At 70.7% G+C, this 15,328-nt stretch carries 13 protein-coding genes; 7 read left to right on the top strand and 6 right to left on the bottom strand.

What is annotated here, in order from left to right; genetic code table 11:
* Positions 1-56 precede the first annotated feature (56 nt).
* The 7 genes from ACIA8F_RS00920 to trxA all read left to right on the top strand — a co-directional run bounded on the left by ACIA8F_RS00920 (position 57) and on the right by trxA (position 9,569).
* Positions 57-2,327 (top strand): DUF6049 family protein, encoded by a 2,271-nt coding sequence (locus ACIA8F_RS00920; RefSeq protein ID WP_399376033.1) that lies wholly within the window; start codon positions 57-59, stop codon positions 2,325-2,327.
* 46 nt (positions 2,328-2,373) lie between these two features.
* Positions 2,374-4,551 (top strand): murein biosynthesis integral membrane protein MurJ, encoded by a 2,178-nt coding sequence (gene murJ / locus ACIA8F_RS00915; RefSeq protein ID WP_399376032.1) that lies wholly within the window; start codon positions 2,374-2,376, stop codon positions 4,549-4,551.
* A 117-nt stretch (positions 4,552-4,668) separates the two neighbouring features.
* Positions 4,669-6,393, top strand: a complete 1,725-nt coding sequence (locus ACIA8F_RS00910; protein WP_399376030.1) for a protein kinase family protein — start codon at positions 4,669-4,671, stop codon at positions 6,391-6,393.
* 26 nt (positions 6,394-6,419) lie between these two features.
* Entirely contained in the window at positions 6,420-7,121 is a 702-nt protein-coding gene (gene sigM / locus ACIA8F_RS00905; RefSeq protein WP_399376029.1) for an RNA polymerase sigma factor SigM, read from the top strand.
* Positions 7,118-8,092 carry a hypothetical protein gene (locus ACIA8F_RS00900; RefSeq protein ID WP_399376028.1) on the top strand — a complete coding sequence of 325 codons (975 nt, stop codon included), beginning with the start codon at positions 7,118-7,120 and terminating at the stop codon, positions 8,090-8,092. The genes sigM and ACIA8F_RS00900 overlap by 4 nt, the downstream gene beginning before the upstream one ends.
* Before the next feature lie 125 nt (positions 8,093-8,217).
* Positions 8,218-9,177: a thioredoxin-disulfide reductase gene (trxB, locus tag ACIA8F_RS00895; protein WP_399376027.1), complete on the top strand. Its 960-nt coding sequence runs from the start codon at positions 8,218-8,220 to the stop codon at positions 9,175-9,177.
* Between the two features lie 53 nt (positions 9,178-9,230).
* Positions 9,231-9,569: a thioredoxin gene (gene trxA / locus ACIA8F_RS00890; RefSeq protein ID WP_399376025.1), complete on the top strand. Its 339-nt coding sequence runs from the start codon at positions 9,231-9,233 to the stop codon at positions 9,567-9,569.
* A 105-nt stretch (positions 9,570-9,674) separates the two neighbouring features.
* Here the strand turns inward: trxA and ACIA8F_RS00885 are convergent, their stop codons facing one another.
* The 6 genes from ACIA8F_RS00885 to yidC form a co-directional block, all read right to left on the bottom strand.
* The gene (locus tag ACIA8F_RS00885) at positions 9,675-10,292 is read right to left on the bottom strand and encodes a GNAT family N-acetyltransferase (protein WP_399376024.1); all 618 of its coding nucleotides are present in this window, start codon (positions 10,290-10,292) and stop codon (positions 9,675-9,677) included.
* 101 nt (positions 10,293-10,393) lie between these two features.
* A complete protein-coding gene (locus ACIA8F_RS00880) occupies positions 10,394-11,488 on the bottom strand; it encodes a ParB/RepB/Spo0J family partition protein (protein ID WP_399376023.1) in 1,095 nt (364 codons plus the stop codon).
* Complete coding sequence (locus ACIA8F_RS00875) at positions 11,485-12,576, bottom strand: ParA family protein (protein ID WP_399376022.1); 1,092 nt, start codon at positions 12,574-12,576, stop codon at positions 11,485-11,487. The genes ACIA8F_RS00880 and ACIA8F_RS00875 overlap by 4 nt, the downstream gene beginning before the upstream one ends.
* Positions 12,577-12,839: 263 nt before the next feature.
* Positions 12,840-13,601 carry a 16S rRNA (guanine(527)-N(7))-methyltransferase RsmG gene (gene rsmG / locus ACIA8F_RS00870; RefSeq protein ID WP_399376021.1) on the bottom strand — a complete coding sequence of 254 codons (762 nt, stop codon included), beginning with the start codon at positions 13,599-13,601 and terminating at the stop codon, positions 12,840-12,842.
* A 95-nt stretch (positions 13,602-13,696) separates the two neighbouring features.
* On the bottom strand, positions 13,697-14,206 hold the full coding sequence (locus ACIA8F_RS00865) for a R3H domain-containing nucleic acid-binding protein (protein ID WP_243331117.1): 510 nt from the start codon (positions 14,204-14,206) through the stop codon (positions 13,697-13,699).
* A gap of 15 nt (positions 14,207-14,221) precedes the next feature.
* Positions 14,222-15,328: a membrane protein insertase YidC gene (gene yidC, locus ACIA8F_RS00860; RefSeq protein ID WP_399376020.1), complete on the bottom strand. Its 1,107-nt coding sequence runs from the start codon at positions 15,326-15,328 to the stop codon at positions 14,222-14,224.

The following is a 15,328-nucleotide window of genomic DNA, read 5'->3' as shown; positions in this document are numbered from 1 at the left end:
CCATGCGTGGACGCACAAACGACGACCACTGACACTCCGAGGGACGGGCGAGCGCGTTGGCCGAGGCGGCAGACATCCAGGGGGCGCCCCCCGCTCCTGCCCGGCGACGCTGGCTGCGCCGCGCAGTCGTCCTGCTCGCCGGGACACCGGTACTCGCCGGCCTGGTCTACTCGCACGCTCCCGAAGCCCAGGCCGCCGACACGGCGGCCACCGCGGTCGACATCCAGCTCGAAGGCCTGACGCCGAGCGCTCCGGTCAAGGGCGACACCCTCACCATCTCGGGCACCGTGGTCAACAAGGGCTCCGAGAAGATCACCGACGCACACGTGGGTCTGCGGGTCGGGCCGGCGCTGGGGGACCGCAGCTCCATCGACGAGGCCGCCGAGCGCGGCGGATTCCGGGCGGGCACCGACCCGGCGGAGGTCGGCCCCGAGTTCGCCGTGAAGATCGATTCGCTGCCCTCGAAGGTCAGCCAGACCTTCACCCTCAAGGTTCCGGTGAACAAGCTGGACCTGGACGAGGACGGCGTCTACCAGCTCGGCGTCTCCGTGTCCGGGGAGACCGAGAGCCGCCCGTACGAACAGGTCCTCGGCATCAAGCGGACCTTCATGCCCTGGCAGCCGGAACCGGCCGCCAAGCGCTCCCAGCTCGCGTACGTGTGGCCGCTGATCTCCAGCACGCACCTGACCTCGGAGACCGGCTCCGACGAGCTGCAGACCCCGGTCTTCCTCGACGACAGCCTCGCCGAGGAGCTGAGGACCGGCGGCAGCCTGGAACAGATGGTCACCCTCGGCAAGGACCTTCCCATCACCTGGGTCATCGATCCCGACCTGCTCTACACCGTCGACGCCATGACCAAGGGCTACCGGGTCCGCACGCCCGATGGCCGCACCGTTCCGGGCAAGAACAAGGCGATCGCCGAACAGTGGCTGAGCTCACTGGAGGCCGCCGTCCAGGGCAAGAAGGTCATCGCACTGCCCTTCGCCGACCCGGACATCGCCTCGCTCGCCCACCGCGGCAAGGACGTCTCCGGCACCCTGGGACAGCTCCAGCCGGCCACGGACAAGGCGAAGCAGGCCGTCGAAACCATCCTGCACGTCCCCGCCAGCACCGACTTCTCCTGGCCCGTGAACGGCGCGATCGACCCGTCGATCGTCAACGTCGCGACCTCGGCCGGTGCCCACAACGTCCTCACCCGCAGCGACAGCCTGCAGGAGACCGGCGCCCTCGGCTACACCCCGTCGGCCGCGCGGCCCATCGGCGCGGGCACCACGGCCGTCGTCGCCGACGCCGATCTCTCCACCGCCTTCCAGGGCGACATGCTCCGCGCCGGGAACTCCACGCTCGCCGTGCAGCAGTTCCTCGCCCAGACCCTCGCCCTGAACCTGCAGAAGACCGGCAACCAGCGCAGCTTCGTCGTCGCTCCGCAGCGGACCCCCAGCGCCAGCCAGGCCCAGACGATGGCCGCCGCCATCCGCGGCCTGCAGTCGGGCCGCTGGAGCCAGGGCGTGGACCTGGAGGCGGCCGCCGCCGCGACGCCCGACCCGCGCGCCGCCACCCAGGTCCCGGGAGCCGGCCAGTACCCCGAGGCGCTGAGCAAGCAGGAACTGCCGGTCTCCGCCTTCGAGAAGATCCGCACCACCGAGAACACCCTCGACCACTTCAAGGTGATCCTGACCGCGCCCGACCGCGTGGAGATCCCCTTCGGCAACACCACCAACCGGGAGATGTCCTCCTCTTGGCGCGGCCGCCCCGACGAGGCACGGGCCTACCGGGACCAGGTGCAGCAGTACCTGATCCGGCTCACCGAGAAGGTCAAGATCATCCCGAAGTCCGACGCGACGCTCTCCGGACACAGCGCGACCATCCCGGTCACCGTCCAGAACAGCCTCGTCCAGGACACCCAGAACCTGGTCTTGCGGCTCCAGTCCGCCAACCCGACCCGCCTGATGTTCGGCGACAGCGGCGAGGCCCAGCAGGAGGTCTCCATCCAGCGCGGGCACAGCCAGACCGTGAAGTTCCCCGCCAACGCCACCGCGAGCGGCCCGGTCTCGGTGACGGCGCAGCTCTTCACCACCGACGGCGTGCCCTACGGCAAGGCCCGCAAGTTCACCGTCGAAGCCACCGAGGTGACCCCGACCGTCATGCTCGTCATCGCCGGCGGCGTCCTGCTCCTCGTGCTGGCCGGCATCAAGATGTACGCCAGCCGCAAGCGCGTCGCGGCCCGCGCCGCCGCCGAGGAGAGCACGCAGCAGAGTGACGAGTCCCCGGACACCGGACCGCAAAGCGCGGACCCGTCCGGCACGGGTGAGACAGTGGACCGTTGAGCGATGCCGTGGCCGGTCGGCCTGGGGACGATGAGGTGGGGTTTCGATGAACGCGCCGTACGAAGGTGACCGCGCGCAGGGCACTGGCGGGCCCGCGCCCTCCCAGGGCACCGCCCCCGGTGCCCCGGTGCCGGGACAGGTGCCCGCGCCCGCGCCAGCGCCGGATCACGACCCCTATGTCCAGGACGCCTACGCCTACGACCCGTACCGGGCGCAGGACCTCTCCGCCCAGGACCCGGTGGCGGAGGTCCTCTACGACCGGGCCTCGCACCCGCCGCCCCCGCCCGGGACGTTCCAGGAGCCCGGTCCGCTCTACGCGGCGCCGCCGGCCCCCCCTTACGCCCCGGACCCGCGGGTATGGGCACAGACCCCGCCGCCCGAACCGGACGGCCCCTCCCGGCACCTTCCCTACGGCGACCACGCCACGACCACCCAGTTCGTCGGCGTGGACTCCCTCGTGACCAAGGCCGCCGACCAGGACCCCCGCCCCGACGCCTTCGCGCACCTCTACCGGGACCAGGACGCGGCGCCCCGCACCTCCGCCGAGGACGCGCCCGTGGCCGCCCCGGCCCCGAGCAAGCCCGCCGGACGCGCCTCCAGCCTGCTCAAGTCCAGCGCCCTGATGGCCGCCGGCACGATCGTCTCCCGCATCACCGGCTTCATGCGGACCCTGGTGATCGCCGGGGCGATCGGCGTCGCCACCCTCAACGACAGCTACCAGGTCGCCAACACCCTGCCGACGATGATCTACGTCCTGGTCGGCGGCGGCGCCCTCAACGCCGTCTTCATCCCGCAGCTGGTGCGCGCGATGAAGAACGACGAAGACGGGGGAGAGGCGTACGCCAACCGGCTGCTGACCCTCGTCATGGTCCTGCTCGGCGCCGTCACCCTGGTCTGCGTGCTCGCGGCCCCGCTGTTCATCGGCATGATGTCGCAGAAGATCGCCGACGACCCGCAGCGCCTGGACGTCGCCGTCGCCTTCGCCCACTACTGCCTGCCCACCATGTTCTTCATGGGCGTGCACGTGGTCCTCGGTCAGATCCTCAACGCCCGCGGCCGCTTCGGCGCCATGATGTGGACCCCGGTCCTCAACAACATCGTCGTCATCGCCACCTTCGGCGCCTTCATCTGGGCCTTCGGCGGCTTCACCACCACGGGCGTCACCGAAGCCGGCATCACCCCCGAAGGAGTCCGGCTCCTGGGCCTGGGCACCCTGCTCGGCCTCGTCGTCCAGTCCCTGGCGATGGTCCCGTACCTGCGCGAAGCCGGCTTCAGGCCGCGCCTGCGGTTCGACTGGAAGGGCCACGGCCTCGGAAAGGCCGCCGGCCTGGCCAAGTGGACGTTCTTCTTCGTCCTCGCCAACCAGCTCGGCCTCATCGTCGTCACCCAACTCGCCACCTGGGCGGGCGAGGTGGCCGACAAGCAGGGCCACGGCGGTACCGGCATCACCGGCTACAACTACGCCCTGCTGCTCTGGCAGATGCCCCAGGCCATCATCACCGTCTCCGTCATGACCGCCGTCCTGCCGCGCATCTCCCGGTCCGCCCACGACGGCGACGCCGCCGCCGTCCGCGACGACATCTCCTACGGACTGCGCACCTCGGCCGTCGCGATCGTGCCCTGCGCCTTCGCGTTCCTCGCCCTCGGCGTCCCCATGGCCGGCCTGCTGTACGCCGGTTCCGGCACCGAGAGTGCCCAGAACATCGGCTTCATCCTGATGGCCTTCGGCCTCGGACTGATCCCCTACTCCGTCCAGTACGTGGTCCTGCGCGGCTTCTACGCCTACGAGGACACCCGGACGCCCTTCTACAACACGGTCATCGTGGCCGCCGTCAACGCGGGCATGTCCGCCGTCGCCTTCCTCGTGCTCCCCGCCCGCTGGGCCGTCGTCGGCATGGCCGCCGCCTACGGCCTCGGCTACGCGGTGGGCGTCGGTGTCGCCTGGCGCCGACTGCGCACCCGCCTCGGCGGCGACCTCGACGGTGCGCACGTGATGCGCACCTACACCCGGCTCATCGGCGCCTGCGTCCCCGCCGCCGCCGTGGCCGGCGCCGTCGCCTTCGCCGTCCTGCACTTCATCGGCAGCGGAGCCCTCGGTTCCGTCACCGCCCTGGTGGCCGGCGGCATCTCCCTGGCGGCGGTGTTCCTCGTCGCCGCCAAGCGGATGCGGATCGAAGAACTCAACGCCATGGTCGGGATGGTCCGCGGGCGCCTGGGGCGCTGATGCGTACAACCATCCTGCCCCCTGGCGTGTCGTGCAGATCGGTGGACTGTGGGCACAATTGGCATGGCTTCGCAGACTGGCCGACAGCGCGCAACGGATGGGGAGGCGGGGACGACGGTGGCGGAACGTAGCACGGCTGCCGTCGACGTGGCCGACAACAGCGGCGACGAGCCGCTGGCCGCGGAGACGGCCCAGGCCACGGCCGACGGGGTGGACACCCAGGACGGACGAGCCGCGGACGGAACCATGCCCGAGAAGGACGGCGAACGCAGGAACCCGGCACCCGCTGCCGCACCCGAACTGCACAGCGGCCACAAGCTGGCCAGACGCTACCGGCTCGAAGAATGCGTCACCCGTCTGGACGGATTCAGCAGCTGGCGCGCCATGGACGAGAAGCTGCGCCGCGCCGTGGGCGTCCACCTGCTCCCCGCCGACCACGCACGGGCCCGCGCCGTCCTCGCCGCCGCCCGCTCCTCCGCCCTCCTCGGTGACCCCCGGTTCGTCCAGGTCCTCGACGCCGTGGAGGAGAACGACCTCGTCTACGTCGTCCACGAGTGGCTCCCCGACGCCACGGAGCTCACCGCGGTCCTCGCCGCCGGCCCCATGGAGCCGCACGAGGCCTACCAGCTCGTCAGCCAGGTCTCCCAGGCCATGGCCGCCGCACACCGCGAGGGCCTGGCACACCTGCGGCTGACCCCCAGCGCGATACTGCGCACCTCCACAGGCCAGTACCGCATCCGCGGCCTCGCCGTGAACGCCGCCCTGCGCGGCATCACCAGCGAAACCCCGCAGCGCTCCGACACCGAGGCCATCGGCGCCCTCCTGTACGCCTCGCTGACCCAGCGCTGGCCCTACGAGAACGACGCCTACGGCCTCACCGGCCTCCCCAAGGGCGTCGGCCTGATCGCCCCCGACCAGGTCCGCGCAGGCGTGCACCGCGGTCTGGGCGAGCTGGCCATGCGCGCCCTCGCCAACGACGGGGCCACCGCCTCACGGCAGGAACCCGCCTGCACCACCCCGGAAGAGCTCTCCAAGGCCGTGGCCGCGATGCCCCGCATCCGGCCGCCGGAGCCCACCTTCACCGCCCCTCCGGAGTACCAGCACACCACGTACCAGCAGGGCAGCTACGGCAGGCCCCAGGCCCCCGGCATGCCCACCACCCAGGTCAGCGCCGTGCCCCCGCCGCCGCCCCTGCAGAGCCGCACCGGGCGCGTCCTCAAGTGGGGCGTGGCCGCCCTGCTGATCGCCGCCCTCGGCCTGGGCAGCTGGCAGCTCGCCGACACCCTGCTCAACCGGAGCAACCAGGGCAGCACCAGCGGCAGCCAGACCAGCCGCGAGAAGGCAGAAGACACCCAGGAGAAGCCGGCACCCGGTCCTCTGGCCATCGCCAACGCCCGCGAGTACTCCGTGGACGACCGGGACCAGGACCCCGGAGGCGTCAAGAACACCTACGACGGGGACTCCTCCACGTACTGGCGCACCAAGTCCTACCGCGACGGCCCCGACCTCAAGACGGACTACAAGGCCGGCGTCGGCATCGTCTACGACCTCGGCGCCGAACACGAGGTCAGCAGCGCCTCGATAGCGCTCCGGTTCGCGGGCGACCACACCACCACCACGCTCTACGCAGTCGATTCCCTGGACCCGTCCGGCAAGATCTCCGCCATGCCGAAGATCGCCACGGCCAAGACCACGAACAGCAGCTTCAACCTGACCGCGGAGAAGCCGGTCACCACCCGGTACGTCCTCCTCTGGATCACCGCGATGCCGTGGGCACCCACCGACACCTACAGCGGCGAGGGGTACAAGCAAGCCATCACGGACGTGAAGTTCACGGGCTGACCGACAGCAGGGGGAGGGGGCCCGCATTGGACGAAGCCACACCCGGCGGCCGCAGTGACCAGGAGCTCCTGGCGCTGCACGCCGCCGGAGACCCGGACGCCTTCGGCGAGCTCGTACGCCGGCACCGCGACCGGCTGTGGGCCGTGGCCCTGCGCACCCTCGGCGACCGGGAGGAAGCCGCCGACGCCGTGCAGGACGCCCTCGTCTCCGCCTACCGGGCCGCGCACACCTTCCGCGGTGAATCCGCCGTCACGACCTGGCTGCACCGCATCACCGTGAACGCCTGCCTGGACCGGGCCCGCAAGGCCGCCTCCCGCAGGACCTCCCCCCTCGACGACACGGACCGCCTGGAGCGCCTCCTGGAGCCCCACGAGTCCGCCGAGGCCCCCGCGGAGCGCCAGGACCTCCACCGGCAGCTCCTGGCCGCCCTGAGCACCCTCCCCTCCGAGCAGCGGGCCGCTCTGGTCCTCGTCGACATGCAGGGCTACCCCGTCGCCGAGGCCGCCCGCATCCTCGACGTCCCCACCGGCACCGTGAAGAGCCGCTGCGCCCGCGGCCGGGCCAAACTCGCCCCGCTCCTCACTCATCTGCGCACACAGACCGGGGATAACCCCGATACCGAGCGGGGAAGGAACCGGACACCGGGGACAACCGTCCCACCGGCGGCAGACCGCGGGGACCCGGCCCCGGATCCCAACGCAGTGAAGGGCGGAGGTGGACGAGCGTGAGCCCCACAACCGGCACGGCCGGCGCGACCGGCACGATCGGGCACCCCGACGTCTCGGAGATCTCCGAGCTGACGGAAGGCCTCCTCTCCCCGTCCCGCACCGCGGAGGTCCGCAGCCATCTCCTCGGCTGCCTCCTGTGCGCGGACGTCCGCGCCTCGCTGGAGGAAATCCGGGCCCTGCTCGGCACCCTGCCGGGCCCCGCCCGGATGCCCGCCGACATCTCCGGCCGGATCGACGCGGCCCTCGCCGCCGAAGCCCTCCTCGACGCCACCGCCCCGCACGGCGAGCCCGGAGCCGAGCCGCCCGCCCCGGCGGCCGACGGGGCCCCGGGTCCCGGTGTTTCACGTGAAACACGCCCCGCCCCGCTCGGTGAGACAGGCGCCCCCCGGCCCTCCGGTCACCCGACCGGCGCAACCGGCCCCGGACGGCGTCGCGCACGCCGCCGGATCGCCCTCGCGGGCGGACTGCTCGCGGCGTGCGCCGCAGGCGTCCTCGTGTTCGGCCTGGCCTCCCGAGACCACCCCGCGCAGGACATGTCCGCGCGCAGCGACGCGTCCGCCGCACGATCCGGGTCCGGCACGCCCGAGTACACCGCTCAGGGACTCCCCGGCACGGTGCGCGAGCTCCTCGCGTCCACCGCCCCCGGAGACAAGGCGGCGGGGGAGCGGAACAACACCTTCGGCATGGAGAACAGCCCCCCGGCCGCACCGAGCACCGCACCGAGCGGCGCACCCACCGACGGCCTGGCACCCGGGGCACCCGCCTGCGTACGGCAAGCCACCGGCCGCACCGAGACCCCGCTGGGCTCCGAGTCCGGCACCTACGAGGGCAAGGACGTCTTCCTCCTCGTCCTGCCCCACGCCGGCGACCCCACCTCCGTGGACGCCTATCTCATCGGCTCCGCCTGCGTCACCGACCCCTCGGCCGCTCCCGGAAAGCCGCTGCTCACCAGGACCTATCCGCGGAGCTGAGAGACCGCAAAGCCCGGGGGGACAACTCGGGAATGCGGGCGCCGTAGGATCCGTTGGGTGGGGTGAGAGTCCACACCGGCCCCCCGGTAGGCAGCAGGCAGTCCGCAGAGACGAGGAATCAACCCGTGAGCGACGTACGAAACGTGATCATCATCGGCTCCGGGCCGGCCGGTTACACCGCCGCCCTGTACACCGCACGCGCTTCGCTCAAGCCCCTGGTCTTCGAAGGCGCCGTCACCGCCGGCGGCGCGCTGATGAACACCACCGAGGTGGAGAACTTCCCCGGTTTCCAGGACGGGATCATGGGGCCGGACCTCATGGACAACATGCGCGGCCAGGCCGAGCGCTTCGGCGCCGAGCTGGTTCCGGACGACGTCGTGGCCGTGGACCTCACCGGCGAGATCAAGACCGTCACCGACACCGCCGGCACCGTGCACCGCGCCAAGGCCGTGATCGTGACCACCGGTTCGCAGCACCGCAAGCTCGGCCTTCCCAACGAGGACGCCCTCTCGGGCCGCGGCGTCTCCTGGTGCGCGACCTGCGACGGGTTCTTCTTCAAGGAGCACGACATCGCCGTGATCGGCGGCGGTGACACCGCGATCGAGGAAGCGACCTTCCTCTCCCGGTTCGCCAAGTCCGTCACGATCGTCCACCGCCGCGACTCCCTGCGCGCCTCCAAGGCCATGCAGGACCGCGCCTTCGCCGACCCGAAGATCAAGTTCGCCTGGGACAGCGAGGTCGCCGAGATCCACGGCGAGCAGAAGCTCACCGGCCTCACCCTGCGCAACACCAAGACCGGTGAGACCTCCGAGCTGCCCGTGACCGGCCTCTTCATCGCCGTCGGCCACGACCCGCGCACCGAACTGTTCAAGGACCAGCTCGACCTCGACGACGAGGGCTACCTCAAGGTCGACGCCCCCTCCACCCGCACCAGCGTCACCGGTGTGTTCGGCGCGGGCGACGTGGTCGACCACACCTACCGTCAGGCCATCACCGCTGCGGGCACGGGTTGCTCCGCGGCCCTCGACGCCGAGCGCTTCCTCGCCGTCCTCGCGGACGCCGAGAAGGCACACGCCGCGGTCTGACACCCTCAAGCAGCACCACACCCCACTCCCCGCAGGAAAAGAAGGAGGCCGCTGTGGCCGGCACCCTCAAGACCGTCACCGACGCAAGCTTCGATGACGACGTCCTCAAGAGCGACAAGCCCGTCCTGGTGGACTTCTGGGCCGCCTGGTGCGGTCCGTGCCGCCAGATCGCCCCGTCCCTCGAGGCCATCGCCGCCGAGTACGGCGACGAGATCGAGATCGTCAAGCTCAACATCGACGAGAACCCGGAGACGGCGGCCAAGTACGGCGTCATGTCCATCCCGACCCTGAACGTCTACAAGGGCGGCGAGGTCGTCAAGACCATCGTCGGCGCCAAGCCGAAGGCCGCCATCCTGCGCGACCTCGACGACTACGTCACGATCAAGGCCTGACGCACCCGCGTCCGGACCGGACGCGACCGCGTGACACGGGGCCGCCCCCTGCCAGGGGCGGCCCCGTTCGCGTTCCCCGGCGGTACGGGAACAGGCCGCACCGCCCTACAGCGGACGCAGCGCCGGTTCCTTCCGGGCCCCACCCAGCAGCCGGTCCAGGGCCAGCTCCACGTCTTCCTTCCACGACAGCGTCGACCTCAGCTCCAACCGCAGCCGGGGACGCGTCGGATGCGGGCGCACCGTCTTGAAGCCCACGGCCAGCAGATGGTCCGCGGGCAGCAGACAGGCAGGCCCCTCCCAGCGGGCGTCCCCGAACGCCTCGATCGCCCGGAACCCCCTGCGCAACAGGTCCTTCGCCACCGTCTGGACCATCACCCGCCCCAGCCCCTGGCCCTGATACCCCGGCATGATCCACGAGGTGATGAGCTGCACGGCGTCCGGGGACACCGGGCTGGTCGGGAACGCGGTCGCACGCGGCACGTAGGCCGGCGGCGCGTACAGAACGAAGCCCACGGGGACCTCGTCCACGTAGACCACCCGGCCGCACGAGCCCCATTCCAGGAGGACGGCGGAGATCCACGCCTCCTTCTCCTCGGCGGGGTTCCCCGCCTTCACGGCCGCCTCGCCGCTGACGGGGTCAAGCTCCCAGAAGACACAGGACCGGCAACGCCGGGGCAGGTCTTGAAGGTTGTCCAGCGTGAGCGGTACCAGCCGACGACCCATGACCGCATCGTATCCAGAGCTCGAATCACCCGAAACCGCAACAAGGCAAAGGGGCGGACCGCACCGGCTTCCGCCGGCACGACCCGCCCCCAGGCTGTGGGTTACTCCCCGCCCGCGCCCTGGTCCAGCACCCGGCCCTCGCCCGGCGCCAGGGTCCCCAGAATCCGCTCCAGGTCCTCCATCGACGCGAACTCCACGGTGATCTTGCCCTTCTTCTGGCCCAGGTCCACCTTCACCCGCGTCTCGAACCGGTCCGACAGCCGCGTCGCCAGCTCGTTCAGCGCGGGCGCCACCCGGGCACCCGCACGCGGGCCCTTCGGCTTCACCGCACTCGGCGACTCCGCGCCCATCAGCGCCACGATCTCCTCGATCGCACGCACCGACAGCCCCTCGGCCACGATCCGGTGCGCCAGCCGGTCCTGCTCCTCGGAGTTGTCCACCGCCAGCAGGGCCCTCGCATGCCCCGCCGACAGCACACCCGCCGCCACCCGCCGCTGCACGGGCGGGGAGAGCTTCAGCAGACGCAGCGTGTTCGAGACCTGCGGACGCGAACGCCCGATCCGGTCCGCCAGCTGGTCGTGCGTGCACTTGAAGTCCTGGAGCAGCTGGTCGTACGCGGCCGCCTCCTCCAAGGGGTTCAGCTGCGCCCGGTGCAGGTTCTCCAGGAGGGCGTCCAGCAGCAGCTTCTCGTCGTCCGTGGCCCGGATGATCGCCGGAATCCGGTTCAGACCGGCCTCCCGGCACGCCCGCCAGCGACGCTCGCCCATGATCAGCTCATAGCGGCCCGGTCCGGACTGGCGCACCACCACCGGCTGGAGCAGACCCACCTCCTGAATGGAGGTCACCAGCTCGGCCAGCGCGTCCTCGTCGAACACCTCGCGCGGCTGCCGCGGGTTCGGCGTGATGGAGTCCATCGGGAGCTCCGCGAACGTGGCCCCCGCCACCTCACCCGACTCCGGAGCCGCGACCGGCTCCGGCTCGCTCACGGAGGCGGCAGCCGCCGATGTTTCACGTGAAACATCGGCCTGCGCCAGCGAAGCCAGCTTCGCCGCCGCGATGCCCCGCTCCGAGTTCAGCACCGGCAGCGCCGACGGAGACGTCGACCCACTGCCGATCACCGGCGGCACCTTCTCCTGGGGAGCCGCGGGAATCAGCGCGCCGAGCCCCCGCCCCAGCCCCCTACGTCGCTCACTCACTGGATCCCCTCCGCCATGCTCTGCGTGTGGTTCATGCCCGCACCCTGATGGGGGTGCTGGGGGTCGTACTGGAATCCGGCCCCGCGCAGCGCGATCTCCCGCGCCGCCTCCAGATAGGAGAGGGAACCGCTGGAACCCGGGTCGTAGGTCAGCACCGTCTGCCCGTAGCTCGGAGCCTCGGAGATGCGGACCGACCGCGGGATGCTCGTGCGCAGCACCTCCTTGCCGAAGTGGGTGCGCACCTCCTCCGCCACCTGCGAGGCCAGCCGGGTCCTGCCGTCGTACATCGTCAGCAGGATGGTGGACACGTGCAGCGTCGGGTTCAGGTGGGCCCGCACCAGGTCCACGTTGCGCAGCAGCTGACCGAGCCCCTCCAGCGCGTAGTACTCGCACTGGATCGGGATCAGCACCTCGGCGCCCGCGACCAGGGCGTTCACCGTCAGCAGGCCCAGCGAGGGCGGGCAGTCGATCAGGATGTAGTCGAGCGGCTGCTCGTACGCCTGGATGGCCCGCTGGAGACGGCTCTCCCGTGCCACGAGGGACACGAGCTCGATCTCCGCACCCGCCAGGTCGATGGTGGCCGGCGCACAGAAGAGGCCCTCCACATCGGCGACCGGCTGGACGACCTCCATCAGCGGGCGGCTGTCCACCAGCACGTCGTAGATGGACGGCACGTCCGCGTGGTGGTCGATGCCCAGCGCCGTCGAGGCATTGCCCTGCGGGTCGAGGTCGACCACCAGGACCCGTGCACCGTGCAGGGCCAGGGAGGCGGCCAGGTTCACGGTCGACGTGGTCTTGCCCACGCCGCCCTTCTGGTTGGCCACCACCATGATCCGCGTCTTCGGGGGTCTGGGCAGGCCCTCACCCGCACGGCCCAGTGCCTCGACCGCGATCTGGGCGGCCCGGCCGATGGGCGTGTCCTCGTTGTCCACGAGGGGCGGGGCCGATGTTTCACGTGAAACATCGGCGCCCGGGGATTCAGAGCGGGGACCGGGGACCGGATCGGCCATCGGCCCCGCAAGGTTGGCGTCTGACCGCACGGTGTCACTCTCCTCGGCATCAGGCTCGCGATGAACAGAGCCTGCCATGTCACCGGGGTCGCGAACCAGCGGGGCCCGTACTCCTGTGGATGAATCCACCGATGTGGACAACTCCGTCCCCCCTTCGCCCTTGCGGAGACGGGGGGACGTGGCCGCACGACCGCGGCTGATGATTCCGTGCAGCAGAGAGCGACGTTTCACGTGAAACACGATGCCCGGACGGAGTCATCCGGCCGCTACGACACTCCGAAATCCATACCTATAGGGCTCAACACCCCTGCGGTAAGCCTGCGAACGCTGCCCGCGCGGGCTCAGCGCCGCCGGCGCGTGCGGCTCGTACGGGCGGCCTTGGCCCGCTTCGCCGCGAACCGCACCCCACCGGGGCTCTCCCCGACCTCGACCCGGACCACGGTGGAGAGCGGGTCCACGATCCCCTCGCCCACGTGCAGCACCGAGGTCTTCACCACACCGAGCTTGGTCAGTGCGGCCTTCGCCGCCACCAGCTCCTCGTCGGCGGTGTCGCCCTTCAGCGCCAGCATCTCGCCGTACGGACGCAGCAGGGGCACGCCCCATCCCGCGAGCCGGTCGAGCGGGGCCACCGCCCGCGCCGTCACCACATGCACCGGCTGGAGCTTGCCGAGGACTTCCTCGGCCCGCCCGCGCACCACCGTCACGTGGTCGAGCCCCAGCAGCTCCACGACCTCCTGGAGGAAGTTCGTGCGGCGCAGCAGCGGCTCCAGCAGGGTGATCTTCAGGTCCCGGCGGACCAGCGCCAGCGGAATGCCGGGGAGGCCGGCACCCGAACCCACGTCGCACACGGTGACGCCTTCGGGCACCACCTCCGAGAGCACGGCGCAGTTCAGCAGGTGCCTCTCCCAGAGCCGCGGCACCTCGCGCGGCCCGATCAGGCCCCGCTTGACACCCGCGTCCGCCAGCAGCTCCGCGTACCGCACAGCTTCCGGGAAATGCTCGCCGAACACCGCGCGCGCCTCTTCGGGTGCCTGGGGCGCTTCTTCGGGCGTCGGGGGAAGCTCAGCTGCCTCCGTCACGGGGACCGTCCTTCCGTACCGCATGGTGGTGAACCCACATCGTCACTGTCGCCACTGCCAGGCTGACAAAGATCGGCCCCGCCTGCGAGACAGGCGGGGCCGGACACACAGGCTTCCGGTCAGGCCGGAAGTACGACGACGAAGCGCTGCGGCTCCTCGCCCTCGGACTCGCTGCGCAGACCCGCGGCGGCCACGGCGTCGTGGACGACCTTCCGCTCGAAGGGGGTCATCGGGTCCAGCTTGAGGGGCTCGCCGGACGTCTTCACGTCCTCCGCGGCCTTGGCGCCGAGGGCCGTCAGCTCCTCGCGCTTCTTCGCCCGGAAGCCGCCGATGTCCAGCATCAGCCGGCTGCGGTCCCCGGTCTCGCGGTGCACGGCGAGGCGGGTGAGCTCCTGCAGAGCCTCCAGCACCTCGCCGTCGCGGCCCACGAGCTTCTGCAGGTCGCGCGCGGACTCGCTGACGATGGAGACCGAGGCGCGGTCCGCCTCGACGTCCATGTCGATGTCGCCGTCCAGGTCGGCGATGTCCAGCAGACCCTCGAGGTAGTCGGCCGCGATCTCACCCTCCTGCTCGAGGCGGGTCAGGGTGTCGCCACTCTCAGCGGCGGCGGTGGTGGTGCCTTCCGTCACGGGAGGGACTCCTTCTTACTTCTTGGGAGAGGGCTTGCTGGGGGGCGTCTGACGCTGCGACTTCGACTGCCGCTTGGGCTGCTGGCGCTTCTGGCCACCACCGCCGGCCGCATCCGAGTCGACGGTCGCCTCGACGCTCTTCGCCACCGAGCCGTCCGCCTGCGCGGCCAGGCCCTGCTTGCTCAGACCGGTGATGAACTTGCGCTCGTTGTCGTTGCGGTCCGGGCCCTTGGCCACGATCGCCGCGACGATCTTCTTCTTGCCCCGGCTCTTGAGCTCGCCGTGCGTGGTGATCTGCTTCAGCAGGCGCGTCAGGTACTGGTCCTGCGCCAGGCTGCCCGGCGTGGGGTTGCGGTTGATCACGAACATCTGCTGGCCCATGGTCCACAGGTTGGTGGTCAGCCAGTAGACGAGGACGCCGACGGGGAAGTTGATGCCCATGACCGCGAAGATCAGGGGGAAGACGTACATCAGCATCTTCTGCTGCTGCATGAACGGCGTCTTGACCGAGAGGTCGACGTTCTTCTGCATCAGCTGGCGCTGCGTGTAGAACTGCGACAGCGACATCATCACGATCATGACGGCGGTAACGATCCGCACGTCCGTGATCGAGGCGCCCAGAGTGGCGACCTTGTCGGCGCTGTCCGTGAACTTGGACGCCAGCGGGGCGCCGAAGATGTGCGCGTTACGGGCGCTCTCCAGCAGCGGGCCGTCGATCTTGCCGATCGGCGTGCCGTTGGCGATGCCGGCGAGCACGTGGTAGAGCGCGAAGAAGAACGGGGACTGCGCCAGGATGGGAAGGCACGAGGAGAGCGGGTTGGTACCCGTCTCCTTGTACAGCTTCATCATCTCTTCGGACTGGCGCTGCTTGTCGTTCTTGTAGCGCTCCTGGATCGCCTTCATCTTCGGCTGGATCGCCTGCATGCCGCGCGTCGCCTTGATCTGCTTCACGAAGAGCGGGATCAGGCAGATACGGATCAAGATCACCAGGGAGACGATGGACAGGCCCCAGGCCCAGCCACTGTCGGCGCCGAACATGGCGCCGTACACCTTGTGGAACTGGACGATGATCCACGAGACAGGCGTGGTAATAAAGCTGAACAGACTGGCAATCGTGTCCAC

The organism is Streptomyces sp. NPDC051563, assembly GCF_044454225.1.
GTDB lineage: Bacteria > Actinomycetota > Actinomycetes > Streptomycetales > Streptomycetaceae > Streptomyces.
Note: the sequence above shows the minus strand (reverse complement) of the source record. Positions and strands in the feature narration are given on the sequence as shown.

Excerpts from the sequence above, each read along its gene's own strand:
- ACIA8F_RS00885 (WP_399376024.1), bottom strand. The coding sequence starts at position 10,292 with ATGGGTCGTCGGCTGGTACCGCTCACGCTGGACAACCTTCAAGACCTG.
- murJ (WP_399376032.1), top strand. The coding sequence starts at position 2,374 with ATGAACGCGCCGTACGAAGGTGACCGCGCGCAGGGCACTGGCGGGCCC.
- rsmG (WP_399376021.1), bottom strand. The coding sequence starts at position 13,601 with ATGCGGTACGGAAGGACGGTCCCCGTGACGGAGGCAGCTGAGCTTCCC.
- ACIA8F_RS00875 (WP_399376022.1), bottom strand. The coding sequence starts at position 12,576 with ATGGCAGGCTCTGTTCATCGCGAGCCTGATGCCGAGGAGAGTGACACC.